Consider the following 14,953-nt stretch of genomic DNA (forward strand, 5'->3'; position numbering starts at 1 on the left):
GCGCACGTGGTGTAATTTCAGCGCCGTCGCGGTGTGATCCCGGGTGAACCGCGCCGGGTTTGCCGGAGACCAGTTGCTTCACTTTACGCGACCATATCGAGCGCGGCACGCTGCGCATAGTAGTTGGCTTCAGCCTCGACAGGCGGGATGTTCCCGATGGGTTCAAGCAGCCGGCGGTTATTGAACCAGTCCACCCATTCGAGGGTCGCCATCTCAACGGCCTCAATGTTTTTCCAAGGGCCCCGACGGCGAATGACCTCGGTCTTGTAGAGGCCATTGATCGTCTCGGCCAATGCATTGTCGTAGCTGTCTCCAACGCTTCCAACTGAGGGCTCGATGCCAGCGTCGGCCAAGCGCTCGGTGTAGCGGATGGAAACGTATTGGGCGGATTCAACCGGTCGTCGCAACACCATCGATCATATCCTGTTTGAGCAGCCGGTCGAGAGCTTCTGCCGGTGTCTGCCAGCCCAGCGTTTTTCGAGGGCGCGTGTTCAGCGCATGGGCAACGGCGCTCAGCTCGTCGGCGCCGTGTTGGCTGAGATCCGTGCCCTTGGGGAAATATTGGCGGAGCAGACCGTTGGTGTTCTCGTTGCTGCCGCGCTGCCATGGGCTCTGAGGGTCGCAGAAGTAGATATCCAGGCCGGTATCGATCCGCAGCTGTGCGTGTTGAGCCATCTCTGCGCCCTGATCCCAGGTTAACGAGCGACGCAGGTGGCAAGGCAGGCTGTTGATCATCCCTGCGATGGCATCTCGGACGGCCTCGGCGCCGTGGCCGGCAAGTGCCGGCCCATTCTTGACAGGCTTGGCAACCCCGTGCCCCTCCATACGCGGCAAGTGCAGCAGCATGGTGAAGCGGGTCGTGCGTTCGACCAGCGTGCCGATCGCCGAGCTGCCGAGACCAAGAATGAGGTCCCCCTCCCAATGGCCGGGAACGGCCCTGTCGGCGATCTCTGCCGGGCGGTCACTGATCATCAGGGCATCAGCCATGAATGCCTTGTCGCGGTTCCGGGCGCGTTCGCGGGGTAACCTGAGTGCGCGGCCGGACCTCAGGCAGGCAGAGAGGTCTCTCTTCAGTGCGCCGCGTCCTTGAATGTAGAGAGCCTGATAAATGGCTTCATGGCTGATACGCATTGTCGGATCCTCGGGGAAGTGCACCTTCAGGCGCTGCGAGATCTGCTCGGGGCTCCATGCAGATGACCAGCGTCGGCTCTGCCGGTGAACGGCCCGACGCCCTCTCCATACCACGACAGGTCCATCGAAGGCGATGCCGTCCGGCGTGGCAATGAGGCCCGAAAGGCGATCCTGCACGTAGGTGCGCAGAGCAGGGTTGACCGCGAGCTTGCTGATCTTCGGACGCCTGGCCGCCCGATCTGCGTGCCACTGCGCGGCAATGGCCCGATAGTCGAACTCTCCGCCGCGTGTCGCCGAATTGCGCCTGATCTCGCGAGAGACTGTGCTGGGTGATCGGCCCAGCTTGCGCGCGATCGCACGCACGCCCGTGCCCCGGGCGCATTCGAGAGCGATTTCTTCACGTTCTTGAAAGGATAAGCCGCGACTCTTCAGCGAAGAGGCAGATGGCGCGAGATGTGTGGGAGGCATTCCGCCAGAACTCCGAAACCATCGGGTTCCGACCGGAACTGAAACACCTGCTGCGACAGCGGCTTCCTCGCTGGACAGCCCTGCCGCAATTTCCCGCCAGAACCTGCACAGATTCTCACGCTGCCAGACCGGCGGTCGACCTGGCGAGGATAATTTGCGTCGCGTCGAGCGCTCCGACTTCCGTCCTGCTGTGGTCATCAACACCTCCAAATTAAGAGTGTTGCGACGACCAGTTGAATCCGCCTTGGGACCCGCGATCGCTGTGATGCACCAGGCTGCCGTCACCATCGGGGCGTCGTTTGTAGAGTGCCTGCTCCAACGCATCCAGAACGAAGTCCGTCTTGGCCGACCCTGATACCCGCCAACCAACGATGTGATTGGCGAATGTGTCTATCACGAAGGCCACGTAAACGAAGCCGGCCCAGGTCGAGACATAGGTGAAGTCGCTCACCCACAGCATGTTCGGTGCCGGTGCCCGGAACTGGCGGTTCACCTTGTCTTGCGGACATGGTGCCGCTGTATCGCTCTGCGTAGTCTTGATGACCTTGCCACGCACAGCCCCACGCAGCCCGATTTGGGTCATCAGCCGCGCCACCGTGCAACGGGCGACATCGAAGCCTTCCCGTCTGAGCTGGTGCCAGGCTTTGCGCACGCCGTAGACTTTGAAGTTGGCGTCCCAGATCCGCTGAATCTCGGGACGCAACGCTGCATCCCTTTGTTGTCGCGCCGACGCCTTGGACGGATCGGCACGGATGGCCAGGTGCGCATAATACGTCGATGGGGCGATCGGCAGAACCCGGCAGATCGGCTCGACCCCATAGACGGCACGATGATCGTCGATAAACCCGATCATCGCTTCAACGGGCGGTCGAGCTCCGCCTGAGCGAAATAAGCTGATGCTTTGCGGAGGATCTCATTCGCCTGACGCAGCTCTCGGTTCTCGCGTTCAAGCAGCTTGATCCGATCGCGCTCGTCGCTACTCGTGCCACCCGCCGCACCAGCGTCCTTTGCGGCCTTCCTCAGCCAGACTGCAAGCGTCTGCGGAATACAGCCGATCTTCGGTGCAATCGCCGCTATCGCGGCGCCCTGCGTTTCATAGGAACTCTGGTGTTCCAGCACCATCCGCACCGCGCGGGCGCGGACCTCCGGTGAATAGCGGTTGGCCATCTTGCTCTTTTCCATGACTCTCATCCTTCTCAGGTTTCAAGTCTCCGGCAAACCCGGCGCGGTTCAGTGGCCGGATGCCCCGGAATCAGTGGCCGGATAAAATCGGAATGGGTGGCCGGATACTTTCGGAAGCAGTGGCCGGATGACTCCGGAATACGCACGGTTAGCCCCGTTCATCAGCTGAGTTGCGCAACAGAGTCCGAGCAGTCAACAAATGACCGCCCCACGAAACGTAGGCCATAATGGCTCATAACAGGTCTGCCCCTCGAGGGGCGTCATACGACCCCGCCATTACACTTCTCAGCCGCAAATAGCGTTGCTTTTATCCTGCAGCAGCAACTGTCGGACGATGCTGCCCTCCCAGACGCATCAGCAGTGAAGCCTGCGTGATCTGACCGATGGCGACACCGTTGGAGGTGACGTTCAGGCTGCCATCCGATGTAATTCGGTCTATGATCTGCTGCACTGGCGTTTCAGCATCTACGGCAAGGCCCTCGACCGTACCGTGGATCATCACATCGCGGGCCGTCAGCACGCCCAATGGATTCATGTGGGCGACGAATTCTGCCACGTAGTCGTTGGCAGGCAACGTAAAGATCTCGCGCGGAGTCCCGGTCTGCACGATCCGTCCACCTTCCATGATAGCGATGCGGTTCCCAATTTTAAACGCCTCGTCCAGATCGTGACTAACGAAGATGATCGTCCGACCGCGGGCCTTTTGCATGTCGAGCAGTTCGTCCTGCAACCGGGTGCGGATTAGGGGGTCAAGGGCGCTGAAAGGTTCGTCCATCAACAGGATCGGCGCGTCGGTCGTAAAGGCGCGGGCAAGCCCGACCCGTTGCTGCATGCCGCCGGATAATTCGCCAACTAGCGCATCGGCACGGTCGGCAAGACCGACAAGCTTCAACTCTTCATCGACGCGCGCCCTCCGCTTGGCCACGGGTTGCCCGCCCAGTTCCAGCCCAAGGCCAACGTTGTCGCGCACCGTCCGCCAAGGCAGCAGGCCGAACTGCTGAAAGACCATCGCTACATCGTGCAGCCGGAGATTGCGCAACGCCTTGGCGTTGGCGTCTGTCACGGATTGCATGCCGTCGCGCGTCCTGACGCGCACATCGCCACGCACCACGGGGTTCAGTCCGTTGACGGCCCGCAACAGCGTGGATTTGCCGGATCCGGACAGCCCCATAAGGACAAGAATTTCGCCCTCTTCGACCGTCAGACTGCAATTGTGAACGCCCAAGACCTGCCCCGTCTCTTTACGAATCTTGGATCGTTCATCGCCGGCATCCATCATGGGCAGGGCGCTATCTGGCGCATCGCCGAACACGATCGAGACATTGTCGAATTCGACGGCACTCATGATTTTACCCTCAGGATGCGGTCAAGGATGATGGCCACCACTACGATGATGAACCCGCTTTCGAAGCCGAGCGACGTATTTACCTGACCCAAGGCGCGTAGCACCGGGACGCCGAGGCCGTTCGCACCCACCAGTGCCGCGATGACAACCATCGACAGTGACAACATGATCGTCTGGTTCAACCCGGACATGATCTGCGGCGTGGCCGAGGGCAACTCGACCTTCCACAGCAGTTGCCGCCTGGTCGCGCCAAAGGCCTGTGCTGCCTCGATCAAGGGCGTCGGTGTTGATGCGATACCAAGCTGCGTCTGCCGGATGGATGCTGGCAGAACGAAGACCACGGTGGCGATCAGCCCCGGCACCGTGCCGATCCCGAAAAAGACGATGGCCGGGATAAGATAAACGAAAGTCGGCAGTGTCTGCATCAGGTCGAGGACCGGCACGACAGATTTATAGAGGCGCGGGCGATGCGCCATGGCGATCCCGGTCGGGACGCCGATTGCCATGCAGACCACACAGGCCGACAGCACCAGCGCCATGCTCTGCATGGTTTCCTTCCAGTAGTTCTGGTTGAGGATGAAGAGGAACCCGACGAGCACGAGCAGGCAGGTCTTCCAGTTGCGCTGCAGGATGTAGGCCAAAGCCACGAACACGGCGACCACGATGTATTCGTTGGGCGCGAGCAGGAGGTACTCGACCCAGTCGATCATCCATTCCATCACGGTGGCGAGTCCGTCGAAGAACCACCCCATATAATCCTGCATCCAGTCGAAGACGGCTTCCGCAGCATCGCCCACAGGGATCTTGTGGTCAGTAATCCAGGTCATGCGAGTCCTTTGACGCCAGAATGGAACGGAACGGACCGGGGGCGACCCGCCGCTGCCGCACGGACAGAAGCGACGGGCCGCCCCGGACGGTCAGCCTCAGTAGCCGAAGGCTTTCGAGACGGCGGCGGCGCCGTCGCCACCGTCAACGGTCGTCACGCCATCGACCCAGGCCATGACCGCGTCCTTGTTTTCCTTCATCCAGGCCAGGGTGGCGGCGTCGGGATCCATGCCGTCATCCAGGATCTGGCCCATGATGCCGTTTTCCATCGGCAGCGTGAACGCGAGGTTCGACAACAGCTTGCCGACGTTCGGGCATTCGGCTGTATAGCCCTTGCGCGTCACGGTATCGACAGCACCTTCCTCACCGAAGAAGTCCTCGCCGCCCGGCAGATACTTCAGTTCGAAGTTCGCGTTCATCGGGTGCGGCTCCCAGCCCAGGAACACGACGTCCTGCTGCTTGTCGTAAAGGCGGCGGACCTGCGCCAGCATGCCCTGTTCGGATGACTCGACGACTTCCATGCTGTCCAGACCGGAATCGGCCTTCTCGGTCAGCGACACGAGATAGCCGTTCCCTTCGTTGCCGGGCTCGATGCCGTAGATCTTGCCGTCGAGGTCATCCTCGAACGTATTGATGTCGGCGTAGGTCTTCAGACCCTTCTCGTAGGTATAGGCCGGCACGGCCAGCGTGTACTTCGTGCCCGTCAGGTTCGTTGCGACCTTCTCGATCTCGCCACTTTCGATGTAGGGACCAATGGCACCCGCCTGCGCCGGCATCCAGTTGCCAAGGAACATGTCCACGTCGTCGGATTCGAGCGAGGCGAAGGTTACGGGCACCGACAGGATCTTCACGTCGGTCTCGTAGCCGAGCGCGTTCAGCACCTGTTTTGTGGCCGAGGTGGTCGTCGTGATGTCCGTCCAGCCCACATCCGACATCGTGACGGTTGAGCAGGCGCCCTGCGCAAGGGCAGGGGTCGCGGCACAAAGTGCCAGTACGGATAGAGCGGTCTTGAAGGTCATTGGCAAACTCCCGGTTTATTGTTGATTGATTGGTCAATGGATAACAGGTTACACGCTGCGAACAAGGAGACAACCAATATGCCGAAAATTGGAATGGAGCCGATACGCCGCGCGGCCTTGGTCAAAGCAACGATCGTCGAAGTCGGTGCGGCTGGGACATTGAATATCACTGTCAGCCGAATTGCCAAGCGTGCTGGCATGTCGACGGCATTGGCCCATCATTATTTCGGTGGCAAAGACCAAATTTTTCTCGCTGCGATGCGCGAGATACTGCGGCAATACCATGAGGAGGTGCTGATCGCATTGCGGCGCATTCCAGACCGGGCCGAGGCAATCGTTACAGCCAGCTTTGCGCCGTCCTGCTTTGATTCGGGCACGGTCAGCGCCTGGATGAGCTTTTACGCGCAGGCCCAGACCAACCCCGCAGCCCTGCGCCTTTTGCGGCTCTACCAGCGGCGGTTGCGCTCCAACCTGACCCATGCGCTGCGCGGTCAGGTCGCCGATCCCAAAGGGGCTGCCGACCTGATCGCGTCCCTGATTGATGGCGTCTACATTCGACGGGTCTTTGCTGCCGGTGACACCGATGGTGGCAGCAAGGTTCTGGAATTTCTTCGCACGTTGAAAGGTGCCGCATGATTCAACCGAATATCCTGATCATTATGGTCGACCAGCTAAACGGGACGCTGTTTCCCGACGGCCCCGCCGACTGGTTGCACGCCCCCCACCTCAAGGAGCTGGCCGCCCGCAGCACTCGGTTTCGCAACGCATACTCGGCCTCACCGCTCTGCGCCCCGGCGCGGGCGTCATTCATGACGGGGCAATTACCCAGCCGCAGCGGCGTTTACGACAACGCGGCAGAGTTCGCATCTTCGCTGCCGACCTACGCGCACCATCTGCGCAGGTCCGGCTATCAGACGGCTCTCTCCGGCAAGATGCACATGGTCGGTCCCGATCAGCTGCACGGGTTTGAAGAACGCCTGACGACCGATATCTACCCGGCCGATTTCGGCTGGACCCCTGATTACCGCAAGCCGGGCGAACGGATCGAATGGTGGTATCACAACATGGGCTCTGTCACCGGTGCCGGTGTGTCCGAGATCACCAACCAGATGGAATACGATGACGAGGTCGCCTATCACGCGACCCGCAAGCTCTACGACCTTGCCCGTGGTCACGATGCGCGGCCATGGTGCCTGACCGTCAGCTTCACGCACCCACATGATCCCTACGTCGCTCGGCGCAAATACTGGGACCTCTACGAGGACTGCGAACATCTGCTGCCAGAGATCGGCCCGATCCCCTACGAAGAACAGGATGCGCACAGCCAGCGGATCCTCGACGCCAACGATCGCGACAACTTCGATATCACCGACGACCACATCCGCACGGCCCGCCGCGCCTATTTCGCCAATATCTCCTACATCGACGATAAAGTGGGCCAGATCATGCAGGTGCTGGAAGATACCGGCCAGGACCCGATCATCATATTCGTATCCGACCACGGGGACATGCTGGGCGCGCGTGGTTTGTGGTTCAAGATGAGCTTCTACGACGGCTCGGCCCGCGTGCCCCTGATGATCGCCGCGCCCCAGATGGAGCCGGGTCTCGTTTTCGATCCGGTCAGCAGTATCGACATATGTCCAACACTCTGCGCCCTCGCCGGTGTCGATATGTCAGAAGTCATGGCGTGGACCGAGGGGCAATCCCTCGTAACGCAAGGGCAAGGCGTCAAACGCGACGCTCCTGTCGCAATGGAATATGCGGCTGAAGGCACCATTGCACCGATGGTGTCCCTCCGCGATGGAAAGTGGAAGTTCAACATGTGTGCTCCGGATCCGGACCAGCTCTTCGATTTGGACGCGGACCCGCACGAACTGACCAACCTCGCCCAACACCCGGACCATCAGGACACCCGCCTTGCGATCCGCGCGAAAGCCGAGGCGCGCTGGGATCTCGACCGCTTCGATGCCGACGTGCGCCACAGTCAGGCCGGGCGCTGGGTCGTCTACGAAGCGCTTCGCAATGGGTCCTATTACCCTTGGGACTATCAACCGCTGCAAAAAGCGTCAGAGCGTTACATGCGCAACCATATGGACCTCAACGTCCTTGAATCGAACCAACGTTTCCCCCGCGATGAATGATCTGCATTCATCTGGCCAGATAAACTCCCGCCGGAGGCCCCCACAATGAATACACAACCCACCGCCAGCCACTTCATCGGCGGCGCATACGTCGAAGACACCGCAGGTGAGCCGATCGACGTGATCTACCCCTACACGGGCAAGGTCATCGCCCGCGTGCACGCCGCCACCCCCGCGATCATCGACCGCGCGCTCCAGTCGGCCAAAAACGCGCAGGCCGCATGGGCCGCGATGACCGGCACCGAACGCGGCCGCATCCTGCGCCGCGCCGCCGACATCATGCGCGACCGCAACCACGACCTTTCGGTGCTGGAAAGCTATGACACCGGCAAGCCCTTGTCCGAAACCACCGTGGCCGACGCAACCTCCGGTGCCGACGCGCTGGAATACTTCGGCGGCATGGCCGCCACGATCACCGGCGAACACATCCCGCTCGCGGGCGGCGACTTCGTCTATACCCGGCGCGAACCGCTGGGTGTCTGCGTCGGCATCGGCGCGTGGAACTATCCCACCCAGATCGCCTGCTGGAAGGGCGCGCCAGCACTCGCCTGCGGCAATACCATGGTCTTCAAGCCGTCAGAGACGACACCGCTCTGTGCCCTCAAGGTCGCCGAAATCCTGACCGAAGCCGGCGCACCGCCGGGCGTCTACAACGTGGTGCAGGGGATGGGGGCCGTGGGCGCGTCGCTGATCACCGATCCGCGCGTGGCCAAGGTCTCGCTGACAGGCTCCGTGCCGACGGGGCAAAAGGTCTATGCCGCCGCCGCCGCAGGTCTGCGCAACGTCACGATGGAGCTGGGTGGCAAGTCCCCGCAGGTCGTCTTCGACGATGCGGACCTTGAAGACGCCGTCTCCGGCGCGATCCTCGGCAACTTTTATTCTACGGGCCAAGTCTGTTCCAACGGCACGCGCGTCTTCGTGCAGCGCGGGCTGGTCGATGCCTTCTTGAAACGCCTGACCGAACGCCTCGCCCATGTGGTGATGGGCGACCCGATGGACATGGCTACGAACTTCGGCCCGATGGTAAGCCGCACGCAGCGCGATCTGGTCGAGGCCTGCATCGCGAAAGGCGTCGCCGCCGGCGCGCGTCTGGTCCACGGCGGCACGCGTCCGGACCGCGACGGCTTCTTCCTTGACCCGACCGTTTTTGCCGACGTGACCGACGACATGGCGCTGGCCACGGACGAAATCTTCGGCCCCGTCATGTCGGTCCTTACCTTTGATACCGAGGAAGAAGCCCTGCGCCGCGCCAACGCCACGCCCTACGGCCTCGCCGCCAGCGTGTTCACCAAGGACCTGACCCGCGCCCACCGCATGGCAGCTGGGTTCGAGGCAGGCACCTGCTACATCAACACCCACAACCTCGCCCCCGTCGAGGCTCCCTTCGGCGGGTCCAAGATGTCCGGCGTCGGCCGCGAGAACAGCAAGGCCGCGGTGGAGTTCTACACCCAGATCAAGGGCGTCTACGTCGCCATGAACCCGGTCGAGGCGCCGTTCTGATGCAGGCTGACTACGTCATCATCGGCGCGGGCAGTGCGGGCTGTGCCATCGCCTACCGGCTGGCAGAGGCGGGCAAGGATGTGCTGATCATCGAACATGGCGGCTCCGACGCTGGGCCTTTCATCCAGATGCCCGCGGCCCTGTCCTACCCGATGAACATGAAGACCTACGACTGGGGCTTTCGCACCCAGCCGGAACCGCATCTGGGGAACCGCACCCTCGCCACGCCGCGCGGCAAGGTGATCGGCGGGTCGTCCTCGATCAACGGCATGGTCTACGTGCGCGGCCACGCCCGCGACTTCGACACCTGGGCCGAGATGGGCGCGCAGGGCTGGGCCTATGCGGACGTGCTGCCCTACTACAAGCGGATGGAGCACTGGCACGCCGGCATCCACGGCGGCGATCCGGATTGGCGCGGCACCGACGGGCCGCTGCACGTCTCCCGCGGGCCGCGCCGCAACCCGCTGGTCAAGGCCTTCGTCGAGGCGGGCCAGCAGGCGGGCTATCCCGCGACCGACGACTACAACGGCCAGCAGCAGGAAGGCTTCGGCCCGTTCGATGCCACCATCTACCACGGCCGCCGCTGGTCCGCCGCCAACGCCTATCTGCGCCCCGCGCAGAAGACCGGCCACGCCCGCGTCACCCGCGCCTTTGCCCGGCGCGTCATCATCAAGGACGGCCGCGCCACCGGGGTCGAGGTCAAGCGCCGCGGCGTGACCGAAGTCATCGACGCAAATGTCGAAGTCATCATCGCCGCCTCCGCCATCAACTCGCCGAAACTGCTGATGCTCTCCGGCGTCGGCCCCGCGGCGCATCTGGCGGAACATGGCATCCCGCTCGTCGCTGACCGTGCGGGCGTCGGGCGGAACCTGCAGGACCATCTGGAGCTTTACCTGCAACAGGCCGCGACCCAGCCGGTGACGCTTTTCACCTACTGGAAGCTTTTCTGGAAGATGCTGATCGGCGCGCAATGGCTCTTGGGCAAGCGCGGCCTCGGCACCTCGAATCAATTCGAAAGTGCGGGCTTCGTGCGGTCGCGCGCCGGGGTCGAGTATCCCGATATCCAGTTCCACTTCCTGCCGCTGGCGATCCGCTACGACGGCAAGGTCGCCGCCGAAGGCCACGGCTTTCAGGCCCACGTCGGACCGATGCGCTCGCCCTCGCGCGGCAGCGTGACGCTCGCCAGCGCCGATCCCGCCGCCGATCCGTTGATCCGCTTCAACTACATGTCCGACCCGCAGGATTGGGAGGATTTCCGCGCCTGCATCCGCCTGACCCGAGAGATCTTTGCCCAAGAGGCCTTCACCCCCTTCCGCGGTCACGAGATCCAGCCGGGTGCCACGGTGCAGTCCGACGCAGAGCTTGATGATTTCATCCGTGAACACGCCGAAAGCGCCTATCACCCCTGCGGCACCTGCCGGATGGGTGCTGCGGACGATCCCCTCGCGGTCGTCGATCCCCAGTGCCGTGTCATCGGTGTCGACGGCCTGCGGGTGGCCGATAGCTCGATCTTCCCGCGCATCACCAACGGCAACCTGAACGCCCCCTCGATCATGGTCGGCGAAAAGGCGGCGGACCACATCCTAGGCCGCGATCCTCTGCCTGCGGCGAACGAACAGCCCTGGATCCATCCCGACTGGAAGACCCGTCAGCGGTAACACCGACGGTTGATTGGCACCTTTTTCAAGTCTTGGTACCGTGGCGTCTTGACCGCACGTGGATTTCAGTCGGCAGACTTTGGTCCAGGTCGGGACCCTAATCCGTAACGCGCGCGTCGATCCAGTCGATTAGCATGTCCGCGACTTGGAGATTGTTCTTGTCTTGTATGAACATGTGGGTGCTGCCGTCGATCTGCATGTCGGGAGGCGCAATGAAGGTGATGTCGCCCCCGGCATCTTCGATCTGCGCCATCTCTTTGGCGCAGGCCCCCGCGGGGCTGTCCCCTATGCAGTCACCGAACATCACGAGGATCGGAACGTTGGCCAGAGCCTTCACTCGGGCGTCGGTCAGGTTGAAAAAGCAGCTGGTCTCGAGCTGAATCAGCCGCCTGATCCAATCTGTTGTTTTTCACGACCTGAAAATTTGCTCACCCTCCCGCAAAGCTGGAAGGCCAGCAGGTGCAACGCCAGTTTCGGATCGTCCAGCATCGCGTTCTGACGTGCGCCTGTGCCGATCCGGTCCAGATCGCCGCGCAAGGTGTCAGAGATAGGCGATTTCGGCGCTGACTCGGTCGTGGCATGGCGCGACGGCTGCAAGATACCTGCTTCGACCGCTGCGGCCTTGTCCTCGGCCCGAATGAAACCGGCCTCGACCATCACCCTGCCGTCGTTGGTGACATAAATCACGACACCGCTTGTGGCCCGCTGCTCGTCGGTAAAGTCGCCGTTCCTCTTGGTCTGCAAAGCGTCCAGCTCAGTTGTGCCTTCCTCGTCCAGTGCATCGCCGTTCGCCAATTCTGCCAGTGCGTCGTAACGCTCGGCCTCGGCCTCGGCCTCGGTCAGTTCGCCTTCGACGGGATAGACCTTGCCGAATTTGCGGTCCTGATCGAATTGATAGCTGATGTAGCTGTCGGTGATCGCCTCGGCCCATTTCCAGCCGTGTGCGGCGGGATAGTCGGCGGCGGTCTGGGCCAGCTTGGCGGCGAAAACCTCGTCCAGAATGGCGGGGTCGTCAAAGGTCGTCACGTCAGCAAACAGGTCGCCACCCATGCGACCTCCTGCGGCCCTGTAGTCTGCCTCTCCGACAAACACGGCGCGGCGGTCGGTGCCTTTGACGCTGCCGGGTTTCAGGCGGGTCTTGATGGTGTGGTCGTTCAACCCGCCGTAGCCTTTGGCGATTTGCTCCATGTGAAGGGCCAACACCTCCAAGGTCAGGGCCTCGTCGTCGCTGATCGTGAACGCGGCGGCTTGGGACAGGCTCACGCTGCCGTCCCGCAAAGCGTCCAGCACTGGGGCGGGCAGAGTGGACAGGGCCAGACGGCGGTAAACGTGCTCCTCGGTGACGCCATAGGCGACGGCAATGTCTGCGACCTTCACGCCGCGCTTCTCCATCACGCCAAAGTCGCGGATTTCGTCTGCGGGGTGCAAGTCCTCGCGCTGCGCGTTTTCACTTGTCGCCCAAAACGCGGCGGTCGCCTGATCGGGGGCCATGCGGACGGTGACGATCTGAAACCGGGGGTCGTCCTGCAAAAGGGCCAAGGCGCGGTAGCGGCGTCCGCCCGCCACGATCCCGACCTTGCCAGTGGCATCGCGCAGGCCTGCCGGGCTTTGAGCGCGCGGCCGCGTTCAGTGGCCCTGGCCAGTTCTGGGGCGTCATGCGCAAAGCCCCAAAGGGCGGCAACCTGCATCCACTTGAGGAAAGCACCAACCGCATCATCGCCAAGGTAAGGGCCAGGGTCGAGCATCCCTTCCGTGTCATCAAATGCCAGTTTGGCCATGTGAAGACTCGCTACCGCGGCCTCGCCAAGAACCGGGCTCAGCTCTTCACGCTGTTTGCGCTCGGCAACCTCTTCCTCGTGCGACGGAAGCTGATGGCATGAGGACGAGTCCGCCCGGAAACGGGTGTCAGGCCGCAAGAGCGGCATTGAGAGCATGACTTAGACCGCTTTCGCCTCCGAAAGGCGCCCCCAAAAGCGCTCAGGCGGCAGCCTCAGCGCAGCTGGGAACGTTGATCAGACGTTCCTATGCAGTGTCTTCGCTTCTGGTGCGTGATCCAACTAGCAGTGGCAATCGTGTGGCACGCAAATGTGGCTATGATCGGCCATTCATTAAGATATAGAGAGAGGAGCGAGTTGCTGGATTGCTTCGGAAAGAAACCGAAGAAATTGTCCATTTCACTTGACCCTGCATCTTATTGAATGGCAACAGCGGCACACCGCATTGGAACGACAATGAAACAAGGGAAAGAAAATGGCAGACATCGATCTGGACAACATGACGCTGGACGAGCTCAAAAAGCTCCAAAAAAGTGTGAACAAGGCCGTCGACGGGTACCAAGACAAGCAGCGTAAAGAGGCACTTGCCGCAGCTGATGCCGCTGCACGTGAAAAGGGGTTTACCCTGTCGGAGCTGACCGGTGGACAGGTCAAGAAGACCAAAGCCGTTTCGCCGCCGAAGTACCGTCATCCTGAAAATCCCGAGCAGACCTGGACCGGCCGCGGTCGTCAGCCGGACTGGATGAAAGACGCGTTGGAAAACGGTCAGTCCAAAGAAGAATTCCTGATCGTTTAATCTGCCAGAGGAACTGTCGGTCCGGCGGCCGTCATGCCGCCGTGGTCAGATTTCAGCGCCTCTACGCTCTGATGGACCACCATACGCTCGACCGGAAAAGGTTTGATCAGCGCAAAGGCCCCGTCCGGCGTGCCGGTCAGGCTCTGCGTGTAGTCCGCGGGGGCGAAGATCATCGGCATCCGGTCTGGGTGGGTGTCCTTCACCAAAGCATTCGGTGTTGTCGTGACCATTGAGCTGGTCACCATCTCGCACAGATCGCCACCACCGTAGTTCCCATTGTAGGACCGCCAGTCGCCTGTCAGGGCAAATGGTGGCTGCTTATTTTGGCCCGCTATATTAAACCAGACGTATGTCGCGGGGTTGTGGCCCTCCGCCTCACGGAAGATCGTTTCTGGGCACAGAGAGCGTCGATCTCTGAAGTGTTCGGCATTCCTTGGAAAGAATATGATGCGTTCTGCGCTTTAGGTAATGCTCATCTGACGTGGTCGGAAATCTGGACCGTTGTAAAAAGATCATCTTTCGTTCTGGACGGATTTTGAGCCGTGGAACGGATCTCTGGCCGCCAAGTTCCGATCGCGAAAACCAGCGACACGGCAAAGCCCATCTCAAGAATTTCCTCGATTGCGACAAAGACGCTGCCGTAGAACGGATTGAGATAAAGACCAAGTGCTGCCGCTTTGCGTGGGGCTCCGTCAAGAATGACACCACCCACTGCCATCAGCAATCCGACCGCAATGGACCAGGCCCAGCCCGTCCGCCGGTTCAGCCCATACCAAAATGATGGAAGTGCTAACAGCAAAAAGCGTAAAACGACGCCGAGCACAGCCAGCATCGCTCCGGCAGAGACTGCCTTTTGCCACATTGGAGCCACGCTGCTAAATATTGCGGTCTGCAAAATCCCGGGCTCAAAAAAGCTGTTATGAATATCGAGTTCACGTAGACAAAACAGGACCAAAATCATTGGAACTGGCCACCATATCGATAGGTCGTCCAAGCCGAATCGCCATGCCGAAAAGACGGCCGCCAGCGCAAATGCGCCCAAGCCTGCCAATTCCACGCCCCCCTTTTCTGACGTAAGGGTTGGAATCCATCCAATTGACAGCGTTGAGATGA

The 14,953-nt window shown here is 61.5% G+C and carries 13 protein-coding genes, 3 pseudogenes and 1 other annotated feature; of the genes and pseudogenes, 6 read left to right on the forward strand and 10 right to left on the reverse strand.

The window, feature by feature from the left end; all coding sequences use genetic code 11:
* Positions 1–83: 83 nt before the first annotated feature.
* The 6 genes and pseudogenes from GLR48_RS21585 to choX form a co-directional block, all read right to left on the reverse strand.
* A pseudogene (locus GLR48_RS21585) lies at positions 84–386 on the reverse strand (integrase core domain-containing protein); the annotation flags it as partial.
* Positions 387–390: 4 nt separating this feature from the next.
* Positions 391–1,797, reverse strand: coding sequence for an IS30 family transposase (locus tag GLR48_RS21590; protein WP_237065430.1), 1,407 nt, complete (start codon positions 1,795–1,797; stop codon positions 391–393).
* Positions 1,798–1,843: 46 nt separating this feature from the next.
* Positions 1,844–2,781, reverse strand: a pseudogene (locus GLR48_RS21595) (IS3 family transposase); the annotation flags it as partial.
* Positions 2,378–2,494, reverse strand: a sequence feature (AL1L pseudoknot). Its footprint overlaps the pseudogene before it by 117 nt.
* A gap of 307 nt (positions 2,782–3,088) precedes the next feature.
* Entirely contained in the window at positions 3,089–4,126 is a 1,038-nt protein-coding gene (gene choV, locus GLR48_RS21600) for a choline ABC transporter ATP-binding protein (RefSeq protein ID WP_237065438.1), read from the reverse strand.
* A complete protein-coding gene (gene choW, locus GLR48_RS21605) occupies positions 4,123–4,953 on the reverse strand; it encodes a choline ABC transporter permease subunit (RefSeq protein WP_237065450.1) in 831 nt (276 codons plus the stop codon). The genes choV and choW overlap by 4 nt, the downstream gene beginning before the upstream one ends.
* 96 nt (positions 4,954–5,049) lie before the next feature.
* Complete coding sequence (gene choX / locus GLR48_RS21610) at positions 5,050–5,970, reverse strand: choline ABC transporter substrate-binding protein (protein WP_237065461.1); 921 nt, start codon at positions 5,968–5,970, stop codon at positions 5,050–5,052.
* Positions 5,971–6,048: 78 nt separating this feature from the next.
* Here choX and betI point away from each other — a divergent pair, with 78 nt between their 5' ends.
* Genes betI through betA form a run of 4 tightly spaced genes read left to right on the forward strand, consistent with a single transcriptional unit; the run spans position 6,049 to position 11,269 of the window.
* On the forward strand, positions 6,049–6,606 hold the full coding sequence (gene betI, locus GLR48_RS21615; protein ID WP_237065821.1) for a transcriptional regulator BetI: 558 nt from the start codon (positions 6,049–6,051) through the stop codon (positions 6,604–6,606).
* Positions 6,603–8,111: a choline-sulfatase gene (betC, locus tag GLR48_RS21620; RefSeq protein WP_237065463.1), complete on the forward strand. Its 1,509-nt coding sequence runs from the start codon at positions 6,603–6,605 to the stop codon at positions 8,109–8,111. Before betI ends, betC begins: the two co-directional genes overlap by 4 nt.
* A gap of 45 nt (positions 8,112–8,156) precedes the next feature.
* Positions 8,157–9,611, forward strand: coding sequence for a betaine-aldehyde dehydrogenase (gene betB / locus GLR48_RS21625; protein WP_237065466.1), 1,455 nt, complete (start codon positions 8,157–8,159; stop codon positions 9,609–9,611).
* Positions 9,611–11,269 carry a choline dehydrogenase gene (gene betA, locus GLR48_RS21630; RefSeq protein WP_237065469.1) on the forward strand — a complete coding sequence of 553 codons (1,659 nt, stop codon included), beginning with the start codon at positions 9,611–9,613 and terminating at the stop codon, positions 11,267–11,269. The genes betB and betA overlap by 1 nt, the downstream gene beginning before the upstream one ends.
* A 97-nt stretch (positions 11,270–11,366) precedes the next feature.
* Here the strand turns inward: betA and GLR48_RS21635 are convergent, their stop codons facing one another.
* Both GLR48_RS21635 and GLR48_RS21640 read right to left on the reverse strand, forming a co-directional pair.
* Positions 11,367–11,606 carry a hypothetical protein gene (locus GLR48_RS21635; RefSeq protein ID WP_237065471.1) on the reverse strand — a complete coding sequence of 80 codons (240 nt, stop codon included), beginning with the start codon at positions 11,604–11,606 and terminating at the stop codon, positions 11,367–11,369.
* A 44-nt stretch (positions 11,607–11,650) separates the two neighbouring features.
* Positions 11,651–12,835, reverse strand: a complete 1,185-nt coding sequence (locus GLR48_RS21640) for a ParB/RepB/Spo0J family partition protein (protein WP_237065480.1) — start codon at positions 12,833–12,835, stop codon at positions 11,651–11,653.
* A gap of 47 nt (positions 12,836–12,882) precedes the next feature.
* Between GLR48_RS21640 and GLR48_RS25805 the strand changes: the two are divergent.
* Positions 12,883–13,149 (forward strand): annotated as a pseudogene (locus GLR48_RS25805) (transposase); the annotation flags it as partial.
* A 370-nt stretch (positions 13,150–13,519) separates the two neighbouring features.
* Positions 13,520–13,840: an H-NS histone family protein gene (locus tag GLR48_RS21650; RefSeq protein WP_237065482.1), complete on the forward strand. Its 321-nt coding sequence runs from the start codon at positions 13,520–13,522 to the stop codon at positions 13,838–13,840.
* Here GLR48_RS21650 and GLR48_RS26010 read toward each other — a convergent pair.
* Both GLR48_RS26010 and GLR48_RS21660 read right to left on the reverse strand, forming a co-directional pair.
* Positions 13,837–14,289 (reverse strand): SOS response-associated peptidase family protein, encoded by a 453-nt coding sequence (locus tag GLR48_RS26010; protein WP_336886670.1) that lies wholly within the window; start codon positions 14,287–14,289, stop codon positions 13,837–13,839. The two genes, GLR48_RS21650 and GLR48_RS26010, sit on opposite strands and share 4 nt — an antisense overlap.
* A gap of 23 nt (positions 14,290–14,312) precedes the next feature.
* Positions 14,313–14,897, reverse strand: a complete 585-nt coding sequence (locus tag GLR48_RS21660; RefSeq protein WP_237065492.1) for a hypothetical protein — start codon at positions 14,895–14,897, stop codon at positions 14,313–14,315.
* Positions 14,898–14,953: the final 56 nt, after the last annotated feature.

Source organism: Loktanella sp. M215, assembly GCF_021735925.1.
Taxonomy (GTDB): Bacteria; Pseudomonadota; Alphaproteobacteria; order Rhodobacterales; family Rhodobacteraceae; genus Loktanella.